Source organism: Dysgonomonas hofstadii, from assembly GCF_014196915.1.
Lineage (GTDB): Bacteria > Bacteroidota > Bacteroidia > Bacteroidales > Dysgonomonadaceae > Dysgonomonas > Dysgonomonas hofstadii.
The window spans coordinates 183,863-206,764 of the sequence record NZ_JACIEP010000005.1 but is presented as its reverse complement, the minus strand read 5'-3'; the positions used below and the strand labels follow the sequence as shown (position 1 = coordinate 206,764).

The following is a 22,902-nucleotide window of genomic DNA, read 5'->3' as shown; positions in this document are numbered from 1 at the left end:
TAACAAATGGAAAATTCATATAAAGAGATTTTCAGAGCAAATAAAAAATGGGTAGAAGAAAAAAAGGCTGAAAATCCCGATTTCTTCTCACATCTGGCTAAAGAACAAAATCCCGAATACTTATATATAGGTTGTTCCGACAGCCGTGTGCATGCCAATGAGATCATGGGACTACAACCCGGCGAAGTATTCGTACACCGCAATATAGCCAATCTGGTAGTAAACAATGACCTGAATATACTCTCGGTAATTAATTACGCTGTTGTACACCTGAATGTGAAATTCATCATCGTATGCGGACATTACAATTGCGGAGGCATAAAAGCAGCCATGCAGCCTAAAGATCTGGGCATACTGAATCCATGGCTTCGTAATGTGCGTGATGTATATCGCCTGCACGAGAAAGAACTGGATGCGATAGAAGATCCTCACATGAGAAATGATAGGCTGGCAGAGATAAACGTATATGAACAATGCCTGAATGTGATCAAAACCGCCGAAGTACAAAAATCATATCTCGAAAAAGGCTATCCCCGTGTAGCCGGATGGGTATATGATCTGGAGGAAGGTATTTTAAGAGACCTGAACATTGATTTTGAAAAAGAGCTGAACCGTATCAGAAAAATTTACGATTTAACTAAAGGAAAATGAATTATAGATTTATAATAGTTGTACTCTCCCTTATATTCTTATCCATTGGTTGCACTCCACCCAAAGAAAAGCCTAAGACGTTGACCGTAACGATAGAACCTCAAAAATATTTTCTGGAAGCAATTGTCGGTCATCACTACAAAGTGGAATGCATTGTGCCCGGTGGAGCCAATCCCGAAAGCGCTGATTTCACACCTTCGCAACTGATGAACCTCGATAAGAGCGTCGCCTATTTCAAAATAGGTTATCTGGGAATTGAAAACACACTGATAGAGAAAGTAACAAAAACCAATGATAAAATTAAGGTCATAAATTGTTCGGAAGGCATAGAGCTTGTTGGCGAGCCATGCGATCAGGAGTCTCACGACGGACACAATCATGGACATGCAGGTGGTGATCCACATATCTGGAGTTCTGTTACTTCTGCAAAAAAAATGGCTGAAAATATGTACAGGGCTATTTTAGAGCTTGATGCAGAAAACGAAGCTGATTACACTGCCAATTACAATAAACTGGTCGTCGATATAAATAAAACAGACAGTATTATCCGGTCTTATCTGGATAAAGCTCCGAGCAAGGCTTTTATTATATATCATCCGGCATTAAGTTACTTCGCCAAAGAATATGGATTGACACAGCATTCCATCGAACATGAAGGCAAAAACCCTTCACCTTCACAATTGAAAGCCCTTATAGATACGGCAAAAACGGAAAATGTGAAAGTCGTATTCATACAACGGGAGTTCGACATCAAAAATGCAGAAACAATCGCCGAAGCAATTCAGGGAAAAACCGTACCTTTAAACCTTCTGTCGTATTATTGGGACGAAGAAATGATAAAAGTAGCCAAAGCACTGGCGCAGAAATATGAATAAAATACTGGAAATAAAAGATCTGTCGGTCGGTTATGACGATAACCCCTATGTTCTGAAAAATGTCAATCTCAGCGTTTTTCAGAATGATTTTTTGGGTATTATAGGTCCGAATGGCGGAGGAAAAACAACCTTGCTGAAAACTATTCTGGGGCTGGTAAAACCAACTTCCGGAGCGATTTCCTTTTATTACAACAACGTTAAAACCGACAGAATAAACATCGGTTACCTGCCGCAGATAAACCAGATAGACAAAAAATTTCCCATATCCGTGCATGATGTTATCTTGTCGGGGTTAACAATCGAGCGCAGTTTTTTTTCACCATACAGCAAAACTCAAAAAGAGAAAGTAATAACTGTAGCTCATCAGATGGGGCTGGAAAAGCTTATCGACAGACCTATTGGTGCCCTTTCGGGTGGACAACTGCAACGCACATTGCTGGGGCGAGCTATTATAGATGAACCATCGCTGCTTGTTCTGGACGAACCGAACTCATATGTAGACAAGCGTTTCGAAAGTAATTTTTATAAAATACTGGAAGAGATAAATAAAAACACAGCTATCATCCTCGTCTCGCACGATGTGGGAACGGTTATCTCACTGGTAAAGAATATAGCCTGCGTAAATGAAGGGCTGCATTACCATTCGGGCACAAACATCACTTCCGACTGGCTCGAAAAATCATATTCTTCCTGCCCCATCGAAATCGTAGGGCATGGCGATTTCCCCCATCGTGTATTGGAAAAACACGAAGGGTGCGATTGTTGTAAGGATGATTAGAAATAAAGATCTTTCCAAAAGCCTATTATCTCATAAAAAGATAAAACAGCGCAAAAAGAATTATTCCACATCCTATTAATGCAATAAGATATACTTTTGTTTTATTTTCACCATAGTCTTCATCCATAACCTCAATAGTTTAAATTATCTATTCCTCTTTGCCAGATTGGTTATCTGTGTTATAAATTCTGTTTTGGCTACAGTATACGCATCCCGATCGTATTCGTATTGTTCTTTCAGTCTGAATTTTAATTCTGCATATTCTTTTGCGGTATTCGGATGCGACAGAAGATAATCCCTGAAATATATCTCATCCCAGTTACCCGAGTATCTGACATGTACATGGAACACCCGTTCGGCAAATCCCTGTGGCGTATATCCTTTCATAAACATCATATACGGTGCGGGGTTCTTAGGCTGGTAACTATAAATATATCCGGCACTTTCCATGCGACGGATCAGATCATCAGTATCGGCTTCGTCCCTTACCTCCATCAGTATATCTATTGTCGGTTTAGCAGGCAGACCGGGAATGGAAGTACTGCCTATATGATGTATTTTCAGTACATCTTTTCCTAAAAGTTTCTTCAATAATGACCGTTCCCCGGTAAAATAATTCTTCCAATAGTCCTTATGTTCACTGATAATTATGGGGAATAATTGCCAGAGTTCTTCATTGGTCATATTTTTCAATAGCTTATCCACAATATCGATATATGTTATTCAAGTATTCCGGCTAGTTTCTGTTTGTAAATTCCGTTATTTGTTATTCCGTTATGGCTCTCTCCGGAGAGTGTTATAAAGTTATCATTTTCTTTCAACAGTTTACTCAATTTCACCGAGTTTTCGTAATTTATCGTCCTGTCTTTATCTCCATGAAAAATGGTAACCGGCACGCTGCATCCATCAAGATATCTATATGTTTCCAGTTTATACCTGACCAGAAAACCGGGCATGACAGGGCAAAAGCGTTGTATCACATCCGTCAGGTCGTAATATGGAGCCTGCAATATCAACCGCGACGGATTGTTCACCGAAGCCAGATAAGCGGCAGGCCCCGTACCGATAGAGAATCCCATGATTGTAATTTTATCCTCATCATACAATTCTTTTATTTTGTTATAGGCAATTTGTACATCATCAAATAGTTGCTGCTGGCTTTCTATTTTTCCGTCACTTTTTCCGAACCCGCGATAGTCGATAAAAAAGATGTCATAACCAAGGTCGGTATATACGGGTGCTATCCGTCCCCAGTCAGCTAAAGTACCGGCATTGCCATGCAAATAAAAGATAACACCTTTTGTAGTGTCAGCTTTGAATAACAATCCGTTCAGTATCTTCCCATCTTCCGTCCCGACATTTATTTCTTCAAAAGGCTGATCGAATGAAAAGGCATAATCCTTATCTAATCCGGTCGGTAAAAAGATGACTTTTTCCTGAAAAAGATAGAATAATCCATAGAAAAGGACATGTAAGAAAACCAGGATTATAGCGATACGAAATAATATTTTTTTCATAATCGTATCAATATCTGTTTTTCCACAATTTCTTCAACCAGTCCACAATCTTACCCTCTGCTGCGTTCTGCTGAGGCTTCCAGAACTGACGGCCTTTTATTTCTTTGGGCACATACTCCTGCTCCACAAAGTTGTTTTCGAAGCTATGGGCATATTTATATTCCTTCCCATAGTCCAGTTCCTTCATCAGTTTAGTAGGAGCATTACGCAAATGTAGAGGTACAGGCAGATTACCTGTTTCATTAACCATAGCTATAGCTTCATCAATAGCCATATAAGCAGAATTACTCTTTGGGGATGTTGCCAGATAAACTGTAGCTTCAGCCAATACGATACGTCCTTCCGGCCAACCTATCTTATGCAATGTATCGAAACAGGCATTGGCCAAGAGTAAAGCATTGGGATTGGCGAGCCCGATATCTTCTGCTGCCGAAATAACCAGTCGCCGTGCGATAAACTTAGGGTCTTCACCTCCGGCCACCATGCGTGCCAGCCAGTAAATGGCGGCATCAGGATCACTTCCTCGAATAGATTTGATAAAAGCTGAGATTATATCATAATGCATCTCACCGCCTTTATCGTAAGCCGCAGGGTTTTCCTGCAGACGTTCAGTCACAAGCTGATCTGTTATCACGACTTTATCACTTATATCGGCATTGATCACCAGATCGAGAATATTTAACAACTTACGTGCATCGCCACCCGAGAAACGTAAAAGAGCATTGGTTTCTTTTAGTTCGATATTACGCTCCTTCAATATCACATCCTGTGCAATAGCACGGTTTGCCAGTTCTATCAGATCTTCTTTGCCCAAAGGCTGTAACACATATACCTGGCAACGTGATAATAAAGGACGGATCACCTCAAATGAAGGATTCTCGGTGGTAGCTCCTATCAGCGTGATAATACCAGTTTCCACAGCCCCGAGTAATGAATCCTGCTGAGATTTTGAAAACCTATGAATCTCATCGATAAACAATATCGGGCTTTTTGTATTGAAGAACTGGCTGTTCTTAGCTTTATCTATCACTTCACGCACATCTTTCACCCCCGAGTTTATCGCACTCAATGTATAAAACGGAGTGTCCAGTGTATTCGCTATAATCTGCGCCAATGTAGTCTTCCCCACACCGGGTGGCCCCCATAAAAGAAAGGAGGGTACTCTGCCCGAGTCTATCATTTTACGTAAAATAGCACCCTCACCGACAAGATGCTTTTGACCTATATATTCGTCCAGAGTACGTGGACGCAATCGTTCTGCTAATGGTTGGCTCATAATGTATGATGTTATCTTATCAAAAATACAAAAAGTTTCCGTGAGATAAAAAGACTATTTGCATATCAATATAGAGAATCCTGCAATATTCTTATAATAAAGGTATTGACACAAATAATAAAATGAATTAAAATATCTATTCATCAAGATAAATATATTGAATGATTTGACATTTATAGAAAAAAATATTTTACATTTGCCTCAATAGTAACTAGTGCTTGGAACAATCTGTTAATATAACTTGGCGAAACAATAACATTTTCTTTGGACGGGAGATTCTTGTCTGAAGTTTTATTTGCTTTATAACCATGGTCAATACCGAAACACTTAATAATAACTTGCAAAAAGCAATTAGAAACACATTACCTGAGGATAAAAATATTGCAAATGTTTTAACTGAGATATTGTTTATTGGTAAAGAAGCAGTTTATCGCCGTCTGCGGGGAGAAGTTCCATTCACCCTCTATGAAGCCGCACTAATAGTGAAACAGCTTGGTATATCGCTGGATTCGCTTATAACAACGACTTGTACGAATAATCCTATATATGAACTGATAGATCAGCGATTCTATGAACCAAGGGAGAAAGATTATCTGGCAATGGAAGAATTCCGGGATTTGCTAAAAGCAGCGAGTCTAAAATCAGACTCAGAACAGGTATATACGTCAAACCTGTTTCCTTCATTTCCGGCCAACTACTATTATCTGCTTGGCAAATACAACTCTTTCAAGTGGATGTATATTAATCAGGACCTAAACAATATAAAGCCTTTTAATAAAATAGAGTATCCCGAAAGACTTCATAATTTGTCTCAATCGATAATAAAAGAAACACAGAATATAAAAAATACAGTTTATATCTGGGATAGCACAATTATTCGATCTATCCTGAAAGAAATTTCTTACTTCAAAAGTATCCGCCTGATGAATGATAAAGATATAGAAGATCTGAAAGCAGAATTGCATAATTTTCTGAACAGGATGGAGGAATTTGCATCCAAAGGCAGATTCGATAATGGTAATAAGGTACAAATATATATATCGAATATTAACACCGATACAGCATATTCATATCTGGAAACAGAAAATATACATTTGAGTATGATAGGTGCATTCACCATGAATTATGTAGTATCGCTCGATACAAATTCTTTATTGAGAATGAAAGACAGGATACATTCCCTGAAAAGAGTATCTACTCTTATTTCCGAAAGTGGGGAAATACAACGAATCCAGTTTTTCAAAGTACAGCATGAATTAATTGATACCCTATTGTAAATAAAAATATACATAAAAAAAGTGCAGTTTGTTGCTGCACTTTTTTGTTCTTCTGCACCTTACCACATCAAAACAATATGGAATGTTTCGGTATCGGGACGGATCTTTGTACTGAAATCTGAGTAAGTTACATAAAAGCCCACACCTCCGGGATAGAAATCGAAATCGTAGGTCTGCGTCCAAAGGAATTCACCCAATTCATCCTCATCGCCTTTATGTAAAACATACGGTAATCCATTTTTCACTCCTTTCGATGTTTCCATATAAGCGACAACTGTACCTTCTTTATATATAGTATTCGTCAGCTCCGTTAAGGACTTGTCCACAAAAAAATAAGAGTTCAGCCCACCCGGTGTACCGATGAGTTCCCATTCATCGGAATTTATGGTAAATGAAGTTGTATACCAACTGTTTCCATATCCCGGTTCCCCTTTTTGTCCTGTAGGTCCTAGCGGCCCTTCGGGTCCCATTGGCCCTTCACAAGCCATAGCTGCTATGGCTACGAATAATATTAACATCATTTTTTTCATAACTGCATATATTTAATTTGTTAACGGCTTCTTCCCTGACTACTGCGAGTAGATTCACTACGGCTTTTTCCCTGTGCTTCTCGCTGACGACGTTCCGACTCCTGTCTTTCCCGGGCTTGCTGTTCCTCCCGTTGACGACGGGCCTCCGATTCCCGGCGTTCACGTTCCTGACGATCTCTGGCTTCTTGTGCTTCTTTCTGCCTGCGGGATTCCGCTTCCTGGCGTTCTTTTGCTTCCTGAGCTTCTCGTTGACGACGATTTTCTGCCTCCTGGCGCTCTCTTGCCTGTTGCTCTTCACGTTGGCGGCGTTCTGATTCCTGTCGTTCCTGAGCCTCACGCTGCCGGCGACTCTCGGCCTCACGTTGTTCTCTTTCCTGGCTTTCGCGTGCTTGTTGCGCTTCACGTTGTTTACGCTCCGAATCTTGTCGCTCACGTTCCTGACGGTCTCTAACCTCCTGTGCCTCTTTTTGGCGACGGCTTTCCGATTCCTGACGTTCACGAGCCTGCTGCTCTTCCCGTTGCTTCCGCTGCGTTTCTTGTCGTTCCCTGTCTTGTTTTTCCTGTGCTTCTTTCTGTTGGCGTGCTTCGTTTTCACGTCGTTCTCTAGCCTGTTGTTCCTGAGTTTCGCGTTGTTTACGTTCCGATTCCTGACGTTCGCGCGCTTGTTGGTCTTCACGCTGGCGGCGAGCCTCTGCTTCCTGACGTACTTTAGTTTGTTGTTCCTCTTGCTGCCTACGGTGGTCTGCCTCCTGACGCTCTTGTGCTTCACGCTGGCGGCGACTCTCGGTTTCGCGCCGCTCCCTTTCTCTATTTTCCTGCACCTCTCTCTGGCTACGGCTTTCCGCTTCCTGGCGCTCTCTGGCTTGTTGTTCTTCACGTTGCCTGCGCTCTGTCTCTTGTCTTATAGCATCCGATTCCCGTATTGTCGCACTATTAGCTGGTCTGGCGGACGGACGTATCTCATTTGATGTTCCCGGTCTGACTGTCGGCCTAGATGATCCTCTGATCTCATCACTGAATTCAGGACGGACAGGAGTTTCTGGCCTAGGGCGGTCAGATGGCCTTATTGATATTGGCGGTTGAGGTTTCGGATCGGGTCTTTCCGGTTTTGGCTTTTCGGGACGATGCGGCTTATTTGGCCTATGGGGTTTACCCGGTTTTACATACACCGGATAAGATGGAGTATAATAGTAATAATCATCGTAATAGTAATTGTCCTGGTAATAATTGAAATAATAGTCTGTTTGCCATGACGGATAATATTCTTCGTAATAATAACTATCATTATAATCATTGTACCTGTCTTCATAATAATACTGATCATCCGGCAAATAATTATTCTGATATTGATAATCTGGTATTATATTTTCGGCATGCACCGGACCGGGCGCAGGTGCAAGAACATAAAAACCAGGCTGATAATTATTTTTGTAGATTTCATCTCCATCATAAATCGTATCCGATCGGAAATTATTATTTACCGGATCATCGATATAATTACCTGATACAGGATAATTATTTACCTGAATACTATCGTAACTCATTATAGAATCGGGAATAAACTCATTCTCATTAATAACAGTTTCCTGATCCTTATGATTTATAGTATCATTACTCGATTTTTTATAACAACTGGGTTGAAATATGAATATACTGGCAGCACCGATAAAAAGCAATAAACGTTTCATGGTAATAAGTATTAGTTGTTAATGAATCAATTTATGTGTATTTAACACATAGACATATATTTTCTACGAAGAGTTTTTTCAGGTCCCTTATTCTAAAATCTTGCTATAGCCTAGATAATTCTATCATATTTATACCTTTTAGACTATAGACAAATCAATTGGTTTAATTATTTATTAAATTTTTGATAAAATTATTTTCAAGATCACTCCAGATAAATACACAAACGTTTGCATACAATTTTAGGTCGATTTTAAGCATAACAGGAATAAAGTTTTCACAGGAAGAATTAGTTTTGATCTTGAATTAATCAATATCAGCCATTTATATTTTAAGCCATGAAAATTAGAGTTATATTCATATTTTTATTATCATTATTATTTATCGCATGTAGCGATGATAATGATACGATTACACCGAAGCCGGATCCTGAACCGGAAACACCTTCAGAAATAGGAATGAGAGACGGGATAACCGTTATCAGTGAAGACTCCCTGGGTTTTGTACTTTTTGCACCCGGAAAACAATCGGTTTACCTCATTGGAGATTTCAACAACTGGCAGGTATCAGATGAATACAAAATGGTAAAAAAAGACGATCGTTTTTATATCAAAATCGGAAACCTGGAAAAAGGGAAAGAATACATCTGCCAATACCTGATAGACAATAAAATAAAAGTTGCAGATCCATACACCAGTAAAATATCTGACCCGTGGAACGACGAAGATATATCAAGCAGTATTTACCCGAACCTAATCGCCTACCCTACAGGTAAAACCGATCAGATAGCTATGGTAGTGAATACGGCACCAGCCACTTATGACTGGAAAGTAACGAATTTCAGCTTGTCTAATCCCGATAATATGGTGATTTATGAAATCCTTATCCGTGATTTTACAGAAGAGAGAAGCATTAAAGGAGTTCAAAGCAAACTCGACTATATACAAAATCTCGGTATAAACGCTATCGAACTGATGCCATTCAACGAATTTGAAGGCAACGACAGCTGGGGCTATAACCCGTCATTCTATTTCGCCACAGACAAAGCATATGGTACACCAAACGATTATAAAGCATTTATAGACGCCTGCCACCAAAGAGGCATTGCCGTGATAATGGATATGGTATTGAACCACAGTTACGGGCAAAGTCCGTTGGTGAGGATGTACGACGATGGAAATTACAATCCGACAAGCGACAATCCGTGGTACAATACAACATCTCCTAACACGGACTATTCGTGGGGATCGGATTTCAATCACGAAAGCAAATACACCCAGGCATTTGTAGATAGTGTATGTGCATTCTGGATGAAAGAATATAAAATAGACGGTTTCCGCTTCGACTTCACCAAAGGATTTACCAATAAGACCGGTAACGGATGGGATAAGGATGACAGCCGCATAGCCATATTGAAACGAATGACGGATGAAATATGGAAACGCAAATCTGACGCCATTGTGATATTTGAACATCTGACCGACAATTCGGAAGAAGTTATTCTATCAGACTATGGTATCAAGCTGTGGGGAAATATAAACTATAATTTCAACGAAGCTACTATGGGTTGGGGTGCCGAGATTGGTGACTACAATAAAATGAAAGGCGATGTAAACTGGGCTTCCTACCTCGAACGGGGATGGTCTAAGCCTAATCTGGTTGCCTATATGGAAAGCCACGACGAAGAACGCATCATGTTCAAAAACAACTCGTATGGAGATGCTATCGGCGATTATGATGTAAAAAATCTGGCTACAGGACTTCAGCGCACAGAAGCAGCGGCAGTGATATTACTCTCGCTCCCGGGCCCGAAAATGATCTGGCAATTTGGAGAAGTAGGATATGACTTTGAGCTAAATGATGATCGATTGGGTAAGAAGCCCATACGCTGGGATTATTATAATGTTACTGAACGCAAAGCAATGTATGATGTCTATGCAAAAATGAACAAACTCCGTAATTCTAACAGCCTGTTCTCAACGAATACCTATACTGCCGACCTGGCAGGACAATATAAGCAGATATTACTGAAGTCGGGAAATAATTATGCTTGTGTAATTGCAAATTTCGACCTTGTACCTGTATCTGCAGATGTAAATTTTGAAAAAGCTGGCTCGTGGACAGAACTATTTACCAATGCGCAGATTACCACAACATCTGAAAAACAAAAAGTAGAATTGCAACCCGGGGAATACAGGCTTTATCTCAGTGAATAATATTTCATACTCATGGTTTTTACATTTCAAATAACACACTAGACTGTTTTACTCATAGTAAAATGAACGTAAATACTCCGGAATCCTCCGGAGTATTTTTATTAAAAAAGCATTAGGAATGGAACAATACTTGCCTGTAAATTCCGTTTTATTAAAAATATGAACAATACAAAACCAGAAAAAGTATGTTTTCTTATCCCGAAAAAAGCATATGAACGAACTTTATAAATCACCTGATTGTTTACTAACTAATAAAACAATTATAAGTATGAAAAAATTAATTCTTGCACTATTTATGGCTGTTGCATTAACAGCTTGTGGAACAGCTTACAATACTCAATTGAAACAAGTAGAACTGGGTATGACCACTAATCAGATTGTCACACTGATGGGTGATAAATACAATGTGGTAGAGTATAAGGACGATGCAAACCAGACACTGGAATATGTGGACAAATATAAATACCACTGGTTCTTCGAGTTTGTAGACGGACATCTATACAAATGGTATAAAGAAAAAGAATAAAACGTATTATATAAATAATTAAAATATTGAGAAGCATCTGAAAAAATCAGATGCTTTTCTTTTATTCTATTTTTCTTATAAATAAAAATTGTACTTTTGCGCGGATAAGAAATAACAACTATAGCTAAATATGAGCAAAATTATTTTTAGATACGGAGCCATGGGCTCCAGTAAGTCTGCGCATTTATTAATGACAGGGTATAACCTTGAGGAAAGAGGAAAAACTGTTATTTACACCAAATCGAGTATAGACACCCGGGATGGAGAGTATATTACTACCAGAGCCGGAATACCTCCGAAGAAATGTATAACTATCCCTGAGAACTCAGACCTGTCAGACCTGTTCAGCTATCTTGGCCAGCAATCAGTAATCATGATTGACGAATGCCAATTCTTATCAGAGAATGATATAGATCAGCTTAATAAACTGTGCATGCAAAAAGATTTAGTAATAATTTGCTATGGATTGAGGACTGATAGTAACGGAAATCTATTTGCCGGCTCTAAAAGACTATTCGAAATAGCTGATGTTATAGAAGAGATTAAATCCTGCTGCTCAAGGTGTGCAAGAAAAGCGACAATGAATCTATATCTGGGAGAGAAAAAAGATGTGGTACTAATTGGAGACAGCGGATATTTGCCTGTATGCAGAGAATGTTATTTTAAGAAATGAAAAAAAGCTGAAGAAAGTGATCGATATATTATATCAATTAAAAAAAAAGTATAGATATATTTTCTCTAAAAAATTATATCTCTCTTTTGGAGAAAATTGTTTAACAGACAATATTTTAGACCGATATAATATCAAGTCTTTTACTACGGTTTATTCGCACGGGCGATCCAATATTGAATATATTATTCAGATAGAAAAAGATAATTATAAAGATTTTCTCAACACTGAGTTTATCAAATACGAAGAGTTAAACGATAAACAACAGGTACCTCGTTTGAAAAAATATGATAAAATCACTAATTCATATTATAGCTTACATACCAATGGCTTTGAATTCACCCATCATGATGTCATTGGAAATGAGTATTTAAGAATAAAATTTAAAGAAAGAATAGATCGTCTGAAAAGATGTAAAGGGAGCAAAGAAATTATAATATTCTATCACCACAGGTACAATGAATCAACGAATATGAATAAATTGTTAGAAGATTTATCAGAGCTCGGACAATTGTATTCAAAAGGGAAGAACAAGGCACAGGTCGTGTTATTTTGCCAAAAAAAGATAGGAAGAACGACAGAAAGAAAATTGGAATATAAAATTGAGCAAAATATACACATTTTCATGTTCAATACACTAAACATTTGGGCAGGAGACGATCCGGAGATATTATGGGCCAAATGTGATAATGATTTAATAGAAGAGATGATCGCAAAGGTGAAAGAATTATAGTATATATTTAATTAAACTGAAAAGATATCCTTTTTTTCGTTGACCCTAACTCATTAATCAATTGATATTAAAATAAAAAAGCAACCGATTTCTCGATTGCTTTTCCTTTAGTTGCGGAAGCTGGACTCGAACCAACGACCTCCAGGTTATGAGCCTGGCGAGCTACCACTGCTCCATTCCGCGATATTGTGAGTGCAAAAGTATGTAATTTATTGTAATGCTCCAAATAAAAACCGCATTAATAAACATTTTTATTTACATCCGGCATCTAAGTTGTAAATATAGAAGTTGTTAGCCGGATAAGTTTTTTTACCAGGTGTAGGTCAAACCAAAACGAAGCATCTGATTAAAATTGAAATATTTCCATGTTTTATCATTGTTTCGTTTTTCTTCTGGAAGACTATCATCATATTTGAGATAAAAATATAATGTAGTAGCAAAATAATTATTGATAGCAAAATCAAATGAATTTTCCCACTCAACATATACTCTTTCATAATTTGTAAAATATTTCATACGCGACGAAATTTTTGTATATCTATTATGTGAGTAAGCTAAATTCACATTAAATGTAGAACCCAAATCTGTTTGAGAATTACCTTCTTCTATACCAAAGTTTGTTGGAGATATCTTTTCTTTATCATATCTCGAATACTTATAATTCATTGACAAGACAGATAAGTCTGTAGATACCTTGAACTTACGATATTTATCTTTTTTTGAAGTAGTCTCTGTTTCATAGCGCATACCGACCCCTAAGTTAAGTTCGAAAGGTGCAAGAAATCCTCTTTGAGGAGTCCGTTGTGCATCGGTGGCTCTTTTAGGAAATACCGGAGTTTTCATTTCCAGATTAGTGGAATAAAACCATTTTTTATAAAAAGCTTCAATACTAAAGGTACTATATGTTCTCAAATAATCATCAATAATATTCAGCTTACCTTTATTTTTATTTTCCTCCTTATCCTTATCCTCCACGGATGTTAATTGCTTAAGCTGAAGCCTCCATTCTATAAGGTTATCAAACTTAATCTTATTTTTCTTATAATTAATATTAAATTTTTGATGGCTAAATAAATCGAAGTTATTATCCCCACCCCAATTATCAGAATAAGTATTATATGTAAGTTGCAAACGATGTTCTCCGGTCGTTAACCAATTCAGAAGTTTGATCTCCGTCTTTTCTACATCCGGCCTGATAAATTCTACCGGCTTTTCGGCTGTAATTAAATCCTTAAACGGGCTACGTCGCTCTATTTCCTGTGATTCTATTACAGGAGCATCCTGAAAAGCCAAAGCGTTCAGGCGTATCTTCTGAGGATTATTCATATAATAGAACCTCCTCATATCTTCAATCTCTGCTATACGTTTTAGCTTAGGTGCAAAGGTACTGTCAGGTGAAATAAGGTGAAATTCTTCATTCGGGGAGGTTTCTTTTGTCCTGAAATCAATATCATCCGACAATATTTTCCCTTCAAATATTACGGGGAGATATGCCGGCTCAAAAATAACAGTATCTCTGAATGTTATATAATTAGGAAAAGGAGTCCAGTCGGATTCAACTAGCAATAAGCCCTTTTCGTCCCTGAATGGTTGCATGTTTATATCCTGCAACTGGTTAGCATAAACCGTATCTATTTTTAAGGGAGCCGAAAATCCCCGGGTAGTATCTCTCTCAGAGAAGGTCCTCAACTTTGCATCTATATTGGTTATCTTATTAAGCAAACTGTCCCGTTCGGCCTGATTCTGGGCATCGACACAAACATATACAAGTAAAAATACAATAAGACTGAAACAGATTTTGAATATTCTCATTCCACTTATTTTAAACAAGATTTTTTGACTATCTTAAACAATCCGCAAATTTAGCAATTTAATCTTAAATTTTACTTTAATTTATATTAATAAGGCTTATAACATTCTCTTTTCGTATAATATAAATGCTAATTTTATCGATTTGCATATCATTTGAATATTTTGCCGTAAATTTGTAAAATATATTATAGAATAAGATGAATACATTCGGGAATATTTTCAGACTCACATCATACGGAGAATCTCATGGCGCAGCCATTGGCGGAGTTATCGACGGATGCCCTTCGGGTATAACCATGGATATGGAGTTTATCCAAAACGAGCTGAACCGCCGCCGTCCGGGACAATCTAAAATAACAACCCCTCGCAAGGAGAACGACGAAGTGGAATTCCTTTCGGGAGTATACGATGGCAAAACCACAGGTACGCCGATCGGATTTATTATCCGCAACGCAAACCAACATTCTTCCGATTACGATAATCTGAAAGATCTCTACCGCCCGTCTCATGCCGATTATACCTATAACCAGAAATATGGCGTACGTGACCATAGAGGCGGAGGACGATCTTCAGCACGGGAAACTATAGCCCGGTGTGTGGCAGGAGCGATCGCTAAACTGGCTCTAAAGCAACTCAACATAGAAATCACAGCATTTACATCACAGGTAGCCTGCATCAAACAGGAAAAGCCATATACCGAATATGATCTTTCCCTGATAGAGTCTACTCCTGTACGTTGTCCCGATCGGGAAAAAGCCGAAGAAATGATCAGCCTCATAGAGGAAGTCAAATCGAAAGGTGATACCATCGGCGGAGTTATTACCTGTGTTATAAAAGGGACTCCTGCAGGATTGGGCGAACCTGTATTCGGAAAGCTTCATGCGGCACTGGGTAGCGCCATGCTAAGTATCAACGCAGTGAAAGGATTCGAATATGGAGACGGTTTTGATGTAAGTCATCGAGGTTCGGAAGTAAACGACGAATTTTTTAACGACAAGGGCCAAATCAGCACCCGCACCAATCATTCGGGTGGAATACAAGGCGGAATATCAAATGGACAAGATATATACTTCCGGGTGGCTTTTAAACCTGTGGCAACTATACTAATGCAACAGAAAACAGTGGATAAAGCCGGAGAAGATACAGACCTGAAGGCCCGGGGACGTCACGACGCCTGTGTATTACCACGTGCTGTGCCTATTGTCGAAGCTATGGCGGCAATGACCATCCTCGATTACTACCTGCTAAGCAAAATAAATAAAGCTTTTCTGTAAATAACGCGAATCAGTAGTTAGATTTAATCGTTCAATTTTACTAACGCACCCTTCGGGTTTGTTTTTCATTTTGGCATTGCCCAAAACGAAACAAAAGGCTAGTGCTTTGTTCCCCGCCGACCTGTCATCGGCTTGCCGGCTAAACCAAATAAACTCGCCTGCGGCTCAGACAGTATTTGGTTTCACGCCGTCTTCACCGGACAGGTGCCCGTCGTAGGAACCTATGCACGGAAAGCTGGCGCACGATAGAGAATTACCCTGCCTTGAGGTGGCTTCGCCTGGTGGCATTAAGCCGTAGTGCGGGGCACCCGTCAGGCGAGAGGGGCGTGAAATGGAAAGCGTCCGCAGGACAATCTTTCCATTTAGCCCGTGAGCCTGTAACGGGTCGCACGAAGGATGAGCCACTAAAGCGTTTTTGGTTCCTTTTGGGGATTTGGCCAAAAGGAACACAAGCAATCTTCGATTGCGCGTAGTAGAAAATAATTGAACATTTATTTTTTACAATCATAATTTCAACTACTGATTGTCATAAATAAAATATCTGTAAATATAGGATATCTTCATCTTTGTATTTACAGATACTCTTCTTGTAATCTATTTTTATCCGCAATAGAAATAAGTATTCACCAGTTCCTGAATCTTTTCTGGATTATCTACCAGTTCATCCCTTAACGATGCATCTTTATATGATTCAAGGCTCTTGATAATGCCATCAATGAGACCGGGGCTAAATACATTATATTTTTCGAATATAGCACGCTGCTCGTTTAATTTTTTAGCAGAAGCCGCGCAACTATCAGGAAGGTGAACCAGATTGGCCGTCATATCCTTATATTCTGCTCTGTGAATATTTACATTCACATACGTTTCCTCTGCGACTTCCAGTGCATCAGGCATTTCAAACCCGTAACGGCAGGCGACAGCCAATCCTGCTAAAAGTTCATAGACATCGGCCGATCCGTCAGGTGAGCGCATTTCAACAGTCTGCTTTTGCAATTTTTCTATATCAGACGGTACTTCTAATGGATTTACCTGCGAAGACATATCCTTTTTGGTAGTCCAGCCTAATGGGACACGCACCAGAACAGACCTGTTACGATCGCCCCAACAAACACTTGTAGGAGCTTCCTGATTTGGCACCAGCCTGAGATAAGACGTAGGATTCGTATTTCCAAAAGCTGTAATGGAAGGAGCCAGAACCATCATTCCTCCGATTGCCTTACGTGCCGCATCAGACAGAACTCCATTGTAAAGCATTTGATTTTTCCCATCCTTCATTATCTGCATATGGATATGCATACCCGATCCGGCCTTACCAACGGTAATCTTAGGCGCAAAGGTTATATCCAGCCCATATTCATATGCAAGATTACGGATTATCCACTTGGCAAGCACCAACTGATCTGCAGCGTCCTCTACATTGGTAGGTAAGAATTCAATTTCATTCTGCTCATATATTTTCCCATCCTGTGTAAAATTTCCAACCTCGGAATGTCCGTATTTCACCTGTCCTCCTGTCCGGGCAATGTATTCCATACACATCATCCTGAATTCGTTATATTTTGCAAACGGAGCAGATTCATGGTATCCCTTCTGATCGGTAGCCATAAAAGCATCGTCACTATCCGATATGATATAATATTCCAGTTCACCCATAGCCTCAAATGTCATCCCTGTGACTTCGGTAAAGGCTTTGGAAGCTTTGTGTAATGTATATTCCGGTGAATTTTCGAGCCGGTCACCATCTTTGTTAAAATATGAACAGAGAAAACAGATAGTGGGCAACTCGGAAAACGGATCAATAAAGGCAGTACGAAAACGAGGCACCACGTACAAATCGCTGCTACCGGCCTCTATAAAGGGAAACAAACTGGATCCGTCCACTCTTTCTCCATACGAAAGAATATTATTGAGGTAATCCCTGTCGTTGATTACAAAATTTAAAGTTTTAAGCCGTCCATCGGCAGCAGGATACATAAAATTGAGCATTTCCACCTGATTTTCTTCGATATACCTGATTATATCCGCTTTTGTAAACTGGGAGGATGGTTTTCCGATAAACTCAATCAGCGGATCGAGTTCCAATTTAGATTTGTTCTCCATAAATTTATTAGTGTTATTTAGTCTTAGATAGATTTTGTTTTCAACGCCCTAATATAGCAAATTATCACAATAAAGTGTTAAGGGAATCTATATTTAAAATACAGATAATTGATAAAAATAAGATATTTTTACAATTGGTGTCATTTTGATATACAAAACAGAAAGATACTTTACCTTAAGTTCTTTAACAAATGCCTTATTGCCAATACCGGATTGTGAAATAACATCCTGGGGCCGGAAAACTGCATAACATTCCTTATTTTCATTCTCATATCCGGTCTATAACAATGAACGGGGCATTTTTCACAAGTTGGTTTATTATCACCAAATGTACATTTTTCCAAACGTTTCCGGGCATACTCGTTCAGTTCGGCACAATCGTCACATAAACCCTCAGAAATACCGTGTTTAGCAGCACAATAGATACTGATCATTTTGGCGACGGTCTTTTTCTCTGTTTCGTTCATTCTTCAACAAATCCATCATCCGCCATCCTCTCAGGATTAGAGAATAATACCATTCCAGTCTTCATTTTTTTGAATCCTAATTTCCTGTAAAAACCTTCTTTTCCGGGAGAGGCATATAATATGCAATTACAACCGGGCGTTTTCTCCAGTAATCTTTTTACGATCTCCTGTCCGATCCCAAATCCCTGATAATATGGATCGACCGCTATATCATACATAGCAGACTGGCGTACTCCATCTGACAGAATACGTCCCATACCGATCATTTTATTTTCATCGAAAACAAAGATAACCGCATAGCTTACTTCAAACGAAACCCGGTGTATTTCGGGAGTGGTGAAAGACATGTCAACCTCTTGCAACAAAGCAGCTACCCTCTCCCAAGAAATATTATTACAATTTTCCCGATATCTGAGATTCATAAGGGGCATTATTCAAAATTAAAAATAAGGGAGATCATTCTCGATCTTCCTGAAGATATAGCGTCTGTATATTTAACCATGGTTTTATCATCGATTTCTGATCTGTCTTTATTGATCAGATCTTTCAGCCCAAAAGAAAATCGGAGTTCCGGACAAAGTTTAAACAGAGGAAAATAGAAATTACAACCGACACCAAATTCAAGGCCATAATCCATTTTCTTAAAATAGAGGGCATCATCGTTCTTCGTTCCTAAATCTATAGCTGTATATGCCCCGGCTAACACATACGGACGGTAATTCTTAATGCGGGGCACACTAAATTTCAGATGTAGAGGTATAGTCAGGTAGTTAGCCCGTAAAGAGGTTTCATATTCTTCGCCCGAGGTTTGCTCTCTGAATACGAACCGCCTTTCCCCTAAATGCAGGCTTGGAGATAATCGCAGATTCAGATATTCGTTCAGGTACCTGTCCCCTATTATACCTACACTGAATCCAACAGAATAGGACGGTATTTCAGCAAACCACGACTCCCCGTTATCACCTACAAAGCCTGTATGAGAAAGTATCATATCCTGACCGTTTATACCCAATGAGAAGCCCAGATGATACAACTTCTGATCGGCAAAAGGCTGATTTATAGGCTTGCGGTATTGAGCATATATATTTGTTGAGAAAATAACTGTCAGCAAGAATAAGATATATAATTTGATTGTTTTCAATTTTTTAATATTTATGTTCTTTAAAAACGTGATATTCCGGTCTTTATTATAAGAATAATTAATTAGAAAGAATCAAAATAAGCATCAGCACAACCGTTTACCCCCAAATTGCAAACTCCACTTAACAAACTAACAGATAATAAATTAAATTATTCAATAAAATCTTTATAGATAAAAACAATCCGATTATTCACATTATCTAATAGTTTAGGTTTGTAGCAAATAAAAAAACTAGTTATATTTGTACATCAAAGTTAGTAATAATATTAAAAAACAGAAATCATGGCTTACGTAATTAATGAAGATTGTATTGCTTGCGGAACTTGTATTGACGAGTGCCCGGTAAACGCAATTTCAGAAGGCGATATCTATAAAATCGATCCTGATACTTGCACCGACTGTGGAACTTGCGCTGACGCTTGTCCAACTGAAGCAATCCACCCTGCATAAGATAGCAGAGGCATAAAATACAGAGGGGACTGATAATAAATCGGTTCCCTTTTTTGTTAAGAGATTCAATGTTTATAAATAGAAAGAGGAAGATTTTATAAAATCTTCCTCTTTCTATTTATAAACTTAAATATTAATAAACATGCCCGTCATCTTTCAAATCCTCTGCTTTGAAACGTTTCTTTTCAAGAGAGTTCCATGCATAGAAGATATATGCCAATACAAATGGCACAAGCAGCGAAACCACACTCATTACAGTCAATGTAAATTCACTGGACGAAGAATTCTGTATAGTCAACGAACTCTGTAAATCGGTTGCCGACGGGTAATATGCTGTATTATTGAATCCGGTTATCAACAGCAGCATACACACTGTAAGCACTGTACCAATCCCTGTGATCCATATACCCTTACTAAATTCTTTACTCATCAGCGTTTTACCTATACCGAACAGGACAAGGACAACTCCTGCTAAAAATACAATACCTACAACCGGCATTTCTATCATGTTGTTCAAATACTTATGAGGTGCCATAAACACTTCCTTTGTATCAGGGTTCACTGCATATCCATCAGCAATAAACGACCAGATAACAAAACCAAGAAAACACACTACGAACGGTATAGAGTTGTACAATAAGAATTTCCGCGAACGGCTTACCAGCGTCTCATCAGCCAGACGGTTGATAAAGAAAAGGCATGCCTGTACACGGGCAAGGAAAAACACTGTCAATCCGAGCAGCCAGCAACGGGGATTAGCCAACGCTTCAAGCCCGTGCCATTCGCTGCCCCAGCGACTGATGGTAGGGTTTCCTATATCTGCCAGGTTAGCTTTGTTTACTATAAAATCAGATCCTGTGAAGAATGTAGCCAGAGCCGCACCTACCAGGAATGTTCCCAATAGTCCGTTGATAAACAGGAACCAACGGTATGTATTTTTACCGTATGTATTACCCGGCTTCGATTGATATTCGTAAGATACGGCCTGTATGACGAAACAGAGCAAAATTGCCATCCAAACCCAGTATGCTCCACCAAAACTAGTTGAATAGAACAAAGGGAATGAAGCGAACAATGCGCCTCCGAATGTTACCAATGTAGTAAATGTATATTCCCACTTACGGCCTAATGCATTCACAAGTATCATGCGTTCCTTTTCACTTTTAGCAAGAGAAAACAGCATCGACTGCCCACCCTGAACAAACAGAAGGAAAGCAAATAGTCCTCCGATCAGGCAAATAAGGAACCACCAATAATGTTGTAAAAATGAATAATCCATAGTTATATCTTTTTTAGATTTATCTTAAAATCTTGAATTGAAAATCGACGTTAGTCAAATTATTAAATCTTGAAATCGCTATTAGTGAGTATCCTCCGGACCTTTCCTTATCTGGTTTAGCATAATACGAACCTCAGCAATAAGCAGAGCTGTAAACAGCGCTAAGAAAACGAGGAATGTCGTCATAACAGATTGTACCGATATTGCCGATACAGCTGCCTGCAATGGCAACACATCCTGAATAGTCCATGGTTGACGGCCTATTTCCGCTACCATCCATCCGGCCTGGCTGGCAATATAGACCAATGGAATAGTGAATATACAAGCCCACAAGAGCCATTTCTTGTTTGCAATATCTTTCTTCCGATATACAAGAAATGCAAGAACTACAAATAACAAGATAAAGTAACCTCCAAGATATACCATGATATGGAATGCCCAATATACAGTCTTGGCAAGATCAGGTACCGACTGTCCGGCATCTTTCAGATATCCGTACCCGTAATATGCATAATTTTCTTTCAGAGTTTCCCTGTGCTGAGCCATAGCAGCCTCGTCGCCTTCTGCTGACGCTTTTTTATAGAAACCAAGCGCATCTATTGCCATTTTTCCTTTGGCCTGTTTTTCAGCAAACGACAGAGCTTTGGTTCCATCTGGCTGCGTATAGCCACCTTCTATAATATCCTTAATGCCAGGCACATAAGCATCTGTATCAAAAAACGCGATCAAAGATAACCCTCCGGGGAATTTTATAGGCGGGAACATGAAAGCCTCTTTTCCATCGTCATATGACTCTTTCGAAGGATTAGGAACGCCAAAGATAATAAGTCCTTCATTTGTTCCGCCTTCATAAAGGCCTTCCATTACGGCCAGTTTCATCGGTTGCTTTTCTGCTACCTGAACAGCAGATCCGTGTCCTGTGTAAAGGGTGAGTAGTGACGCCAACAACCCAAAAGCCGCCGCAATTTTCATACTTTGCATGGCAAATTCGGTGTTGCGTTTCTTTAGCAAATACCATGCTGCCACTCCGGCAACAAATACCGCCCCCAAAATCCAGCTTGAGATCACAGTATGGAAAAATTTATTAATTGCCACAGGTGAAAAAACTATGGCAAAGAAATCGACCATCTCGTTACGTGCCGTATCAGGATTGAACTCCATGCCTACAGGAAATTGCATCCATGCATTGGCTACGAGTATCCATAGTGCAGACAAGGTGGCTCCTGTAATAGTCAGCCATGTGGCGGCAAGGTGGAAACCCTTGCTTACACGCTTCCATCCGAAAAACATGATGGAAATAAATGTAGCTTCCAGGAAGAAAGCAACGATACCCTCAATTGCTAAGGGCGCACCAAAAATATCACCTACAACAAAGCTGTAATTCGACCAGTTTGTACCAAACTGAAATTCGAGAATAAGCCCGGTAGCAATCCCTATAGCGAAATTGACACCGAAAAGATTCATCCAGAATTTAGCAGTTTTTTTCCACTGTTCGTTACCTGTACGCACATACATTGTCTCCATGATTGCCATAATAACCCCAAGTCCGAGAGTAAGGGGAACGAACAACCAGTGATACATTGCTGTCATAGCAAACTGGGCTCTCGACCAGTCTATTAACGATGTACTTAATAGTTCCAT

General features: G+C 39.2%; 23 protein-coding genes and 1 tRNA gene. 11 read left to right on the top strand and 13 right to left on the bottom strand.

Annotation, left to right across the window (positions count from 1 at the left end; all coding sequences use genetic code 11):
* The first annotated feature begins 6 nt into the window (after positions 1–6).
* The 3 genes from GGR21_RS08370 to GGR21_RS08360 are packed head-to-tail and all read left to right on the top strand — an operon-like array spanning position 7 to position 2,304.
* The gene (locus tag GGR21_RS08370; protein ID WP_183306752.1) at positions 7–651 is read left to right on the top strand and encodes a carbonic anhydrase; all 645 of its coding nucleotides are present in this window, start codon (positions 7–9) and stop codon (positions 649–651) included.
* Positions 648–1,526, top strand: coding sequence for a metal ABC transporter solute-binding protein, Zn/Mn family (locus GGR21_RS08365; RefSeq protein WP_183306751.1), 879 nt, complete (start codon positions 648–650; stop codon positions 1,524–1,526). The genes GGR21_RS08370 and GGR21_RS08365 overlap by 4 nt, the downstream gene beginning before the upstream one ends.
* Positions 1,519–2,304, top strand: coding sequence for a metal ABC transporter ATP-binding protein (locus tag GGR21_RS08360; RefSeq protein WP_183306750.1), 786 nt, complete (start codon positions 1,519–1,521; stop codon positions 2,302–2,304). Before GGR21_RS08365 ends, GGR21_RS08360 begins: the two co-directional genes overlap by 8 nt.
* A 144-nt stretch (positions 2,305–2,448) precedes the next feature.
* Here the strand turns inward: GGR21_RS08360 and GGR21_RS08355 are convergent, their stop codons facing one another.
* Genes GGR21_RS08355 through GGR21_RS08345 form a run of 3 tightly spaced genes read right to left on the bottom strand, consistent with a single transcriptional unit; the run spans position 2,449 to position 5,097 of the window.
* A complete protein-coding gene (locus GGR21_RS08355) occupies positions 2,449–3,009 on the bottom strand; it encodes a GrpB family protein (protein WP_317169868.1) in 561 nt (186 codons plus the stop codon).
* Between the two features lie 14 nt (positions 3,010–3,023).
* Positions 3,024–3,821: an alpha/beta hydrolase gene (locus GGR21_RS08350; RefSeq protein WP_183306749.1), complete on the bottom strand. Its 798-nt coding sequence runs from the start codon at positions 3,819–3,821 to the stop codon at positions 3,024–3,026.
* 7 nt (positions 3,822–3,828) lie between these two features.
* Positions 3,829–5,097: a replication-associated recombination protein A gene (locus GGR21_RS08345; protein ID WP_183306748.1), complete on the bottom strand. Its 1,269-nt coding sequence runs from the start codon at positions 5,095–5,097 to the stop codon at positions 3,829–3,831.
* 308 nt (positions 5,098–5,405) lie between these two features.
* On the opposite strand from GGR21_RS08345, the gene GGR21_RS08340 reads away from it, so the two are divergent.
* On the top strand, positions 5,406–6,374 hold the full coding sequence (locus GGR21_RS08340) for a hypothetical protein (protein ID WP_183306747.1): 969 nt from the start codon (positions 5,406–5,408) through the stop codon (positions 6,372–6,374).
* Between the two features lie 59 nt (positions 6,375–6,433).
* On the opposite strand, the gene GGR21_RS08335 is transcribed toward GGR21_RS08340, so the two are convergent.
* The gene (locus tag GGR21_RS08335; RefSeq protein WP_183306746.1) at positions 6,434–6,904 is read right to left on the bottom strand and encodes a collagen-like triple helix repeat-containing protein; all 471 of its coding nucleotides are present in this window, start codon (positions 6,902–6,904) and stop codon (positions 6,434–6,436) included.
* A 20-nt stretch (positions 6,905–6,924) separates the two neighbouring features.
* A complete protein-coding gene (locus tag GGR21_RS08330; protein ID WP_183306745.1) occupies positions 6,925–8,592 on the bottom strand; it encodes a coiled-coil domain-containing protein in 1,668 nt (555 codons plus the stop codon).
* Between the two features lie 336 nt (positions 8,593–8,928).
* Between GGR21_RS08330 and GGR21_RS08325 the strand changes: the two genes are divergently transcribed.
* From GGR21_RS08325 to GGR21_RS08310, 4 genes are all read left to right on the top strand, one after another.
* The gene (locus GGR21_RS08325) at positions 8,929–10,806 is read left to right on the top strand and encodes an alpha-amylase family glycosyl hydrolase (protein WP_183306744.1); all 1,878 of its coding nucleotides are present in this window, start codon (positions 8,929–8,931) and stop codon (positions 10,804–10,806) included.
* Positions 10,807–11,074: 268 nt separating this feature from the next.
* On the top strand, positions 11,075–11,332 hold the full coding sequence (locus tag GGR21_RS08320) for a membrane lipoprotein lipid attachment site-containing protein (RefSeq protein WP_183306743.1): 258 nt from the start codon (positions 11,075–11,077) through the stop codon (positions 11,330–11,332).
* A 130-nt stretch (positions 11,333–11,462) separates the two neighbouring features.
* Positions 11,463–12,005, top strand: a complete 543-nt coding sequence (locus GGR21_RS08315) for a thymidine kinase (protein WP_183306742.1) — start codon at positions 11,463–11,465, stop codon at positions 12,003–12,005.
* 16 nt (positions 12,006–12,021) lie between these two features.
* Positions 12,022–12,735 (top strand): DUF1796 family putative cysteine peptidase, encoded by a 714-nt coding sequence (locus GGR21_RS08310; RefSeq protein ID WP_183306741.1) that lies wholly within the window; start codon positions 12,022–12,024, stop codon positions 12,733–12,735.
* A gap of 111 nt (positions 12,736–12,846) precedes the next feature.
* Here GGR21_RS08310 and GGR21_RS08305 read toward each other — a convergent pair.
* Together GGR21_RS08305 and GGR21_RS08300 are read right to left on the bottom strand one after the other, a co-directional pair.
* A tRNA-Met gene (locus GGR21_RS08305) sits at positions 12,847–12,918 on the bottom strand.
* Positions 12,919–13,044: 126 nt separating this feature from the next.
* On the bottom strand, positions 13,045–14,547 hold the full coding sequence (locus tag GGR21_RS08300; RefSeq protein WP_183306740.1) for a DUF3078 domain-containing protein: 1,503 nt from the start codon (positions 14,545–14,547) through the stop codon (positions 13,045–13,047).
* Between the two features lie 197 nt (positions 14,548–14,744).
* On the opposite strand from GGR21_RS08300, the gene aroC reads away from it, so the two are divergent.
* Together aroC and GGR21_RS08290 are read left to right on the top strand one after the other, a co-directional pair.
* Positions 14,745–15,821 carry a chorismate synthase gene (gene aroC / locus GGR21_RS08295; RefSeq protein ID WP_183306739.1) on the top strand — a complete coding sequence of 359 codons (1,077 nt, stop codon included), beginning with the start codon at positions 14,745–14,747 and terminating at the stop codon, positions 15,819–15,821.
* A 176-nt stretch (positions 15,822–15,997) separates the two neighbouring features.
* Positions 15,998–16,294, top strand: a complete 297-nt coding sequence (locus tag GGR21_RS08290; protein WP_183306738.1) for a hypothetical protein — start codon at positions 15,998–16,000, stop codon at positions 16,292–16,294.
* A 127-nt stretch (positions 16,295–16,421) separates the two neighbouring features.
* Here the strand turns inward: GGR21_RS08290 and GGR21_RS08285 are convergent, their stop codons facing one another.
* From GGR21_RS08285 to porT, 4 genes are all read right to left on the bottom strand, one after another.
* Complete coding sequence (locus GGR21_RS08285) at positions 16,422–17,924, bottom strand: glutamine synthetase family protein (RefSeq protein ID WP_183306737.1); 1,503 nt, start codon at positions 17,922–17,924, stop codon at positions 16,422–16,424.
* Between the two features lie 170 nt (positions 17,925–18,094).
* On the bottom strand, positions 18,095–18,391 hold the full coding sequence (locus GGR21_RS08280) for a nitrous oxide-stimulated promoter family protein (RefSeq protein ID WP_183306736.1): 297 nt from the start codon (positions 18,389–18,391) through the stop codon (positions 18,095–18,097).
* On the bottom strand, positions 18,388–18,813 hold the full coding sequence (locus tag GGR21_RS08275) for a GNAT family N-acetyltransferase (RefSeq protein ID WP_183306735.1): 426 nt from the start codon (positions 18,811–18,813) through the stop codon (positions 18,388–18,390). Before GGR21_RS08275 ends, GGR21_RS08280 begins: the two co-directional genes overlap by 4 nt.
* Before the next feature lie 8 nt (positions 18,814–18,821).
* Positions 18,822–19,532 (bottom strand): type IX secretion/gliding motility protein PorT/SprT, encoded by a 711-nt coding sequence (gene porT, locus GGR21_RS08270; protein WP_221232967.1) that lies wholly within the window; start codon positions 19,530–19,532, stop codon positions 18,822–18,824.
* A 282-nt stretch (positions 19,533–19,814) separates the two neighbouring features.
* On the opposite strand from porT, the gene GGR21_RS08265 reads away from it, so the two are divergent.
* Positions 19,815–19,982 carry a DUF362 domain-containing protein gene (locus GGR21_RS08265; protein ID WP_006799560.1) on the top strand — a complete coding sequence of 56 codons (168 nt, stop codon included), beginning with the start codon at positions 19,815–19,817 and terminating at the stop codon, positions 19,980–19,982.
* Positions 19,983–20,115: 133 nt separating this feature from the next.
* Here the strand turns inward: GGR21_RS08265 and cydB are convergent, their stop codons facing one another.
* Positions 20,116–21,261 (bottom strand): cytochrome d ubiquinol oxidase subunit II, encoded by a 1,146-nt coding sequence (gene cydB, locus GGR21_RS08260; RefSeq protein WP_183306734.1) that lies wholly within the window; start codon positions 21,259–21,261, stop codon positions 20,116–20,118.
* Positions 21,262–21,342: 81 nt separating this feature from the next.
* The gene (locus GGR21_RS08255; RefSeq protein WP_183306733.1) at positions 21,343–22,902 is read right to left on the bottom strand and encodes a cytochrome ubiquinol oxidase subunit I; all 1,560 of its coding nucleotides are present in this window, start codon (positions 22,900–22,902) and stop codon (positions 21,343–21,345) included.

Excerpts from the sequence above, each read along its gene's own strand:
- GGR21_RS08370 (WP_183306752.1), top strand. The coding sequence starts at position 7 with ATGGAAAATTCATATAAAGAGATTTTCAGAGCAAATAAAAAATGGGTA.
- GGR21_RS08365 (WP_183306751.1), top strand. The coding sequence starts at position 648 with ATGAATTATAGATTTATAATAGTTGTACTCTCCCTTATATTCTTATCC.
- GGR21_RS08360 (WP_183306750.1), top strand. The coding sequence starts at position 1,519 with ATGAATAAAATACTGGAAATAAAAGATCTGTCGGTCGGTTATGACGAT.
- GGR21_RS08350 (WP_183306749.1), bottom strand. The coding sequence starts at position 3,821 with ATGAAAAAAATATTATTTCGTATCGCTATAATCCTGGTTTTCTTACAT.
- GGR21_RS08345 (WP_183306748.1), bottom strand. The coding sequence starts at position 5,097 with ATGAGCCAACCATTAGCAGAACGATTGCGTCCACGTACTCTGGACGAA.
- GGR21_RS08340 (WP_183306747.1), top strand. The coding sequence starts at position 5,406 with ATGGTCAATACCGAAACACTTAATAATAACTTGCAAAAAGCAATTAGA.
- GGR21_RS08335 (WP_183306746.1), bottom strand. The coding sequence starts at position 6,904 with ATGAAAAAAATGATGTTAATATTATTCGTAGCCATAGCAGCTATGGCT.
- GGR21_RS08330 (WP_183306745.1), bottom strand. The coding sequence starts at position 8,592 with ATGAAACGTTTATTGCTTTTTATCGGTGCTGCCAGTATATTCATATTT.
- GGR21_RS08325 (WP_183306744.1), top strand. The coding sequence starts at position 8,929 with ATGAAAATTAGAGTTATATTCATATTTTTATTATCATTATTATTTATC.
- GGR21_RS08320 (WP_183306743.1), top strand. The coding sequence starts at position 11,075 with ATGAAAAAATTAATTCTTGCACTATTTATGGCTGTTGCATTAACAGCT.
- GGR21_RS08315 (WP_183306742.1), top strand. The coding sequence starts at position 11,463 with ATGAGCAAAATTATTTTTAGATACGGAGCCATGGGCTCCAGTAAGTCT.
- GGR21_RS08300 (WP_183306740.1), bottom strand. The coding sequence starts at position 14,547 with ATGAGAATATTCAAAATCTGTTTCAGTCTTATTGTATTTTTACTTGTA.
- aroC (WP_183306739.1), top strand. The coding sequence starts at position 14,745 with ATGAATACATTCGGGAATATTTTCAGACTCACATCATACGGAGAATCT.
- GGR21_RS08285 (WP_183306737.1), bottom strand. The coding sequence starts at position 17,924 with ATGGAGAACAAATCTAAATTGGAACTCGATCCGCTGATTGAGTTTATC.
- GGR21_RS08280 (WP_183306736.1), bottom strand. The coding sequence starts at position 18,391 with ATGAACGAAACAGAGAAAAAGACCGTCGCCAAAATGATCAGTATCTAT.
- GGR21_RS08275 (WP_183306735.1), bottom strand. The coding sequence starts at position 18,813 with ATGAATCTCAGATATCGGGAAAATTGTAATAATATTTCTTGGGAGAGG.
- GGR21_RS08265 (WP_006799560.1), top strand. The coding sequence starts at position 19,815 with ATGGCTTACGTAATTAATGAAGATTGTATTGCTTGCGGAACTTGTATT.
- cydB (WP_183306734.1), bottom strand. The coding sequence starts at position 21,261 with ATGGATTATTCATTTTTACAACATTATTGGTGGTTCCTTATTTGCCTG.
- GGR21_RS08255 (WP_183306733.1), bottom strand. The coding sequence starts at position 22,902 with ATGGAACTATTAAGTACATCGTTAATAGACTGGTCGAGAGCCCAGTTT.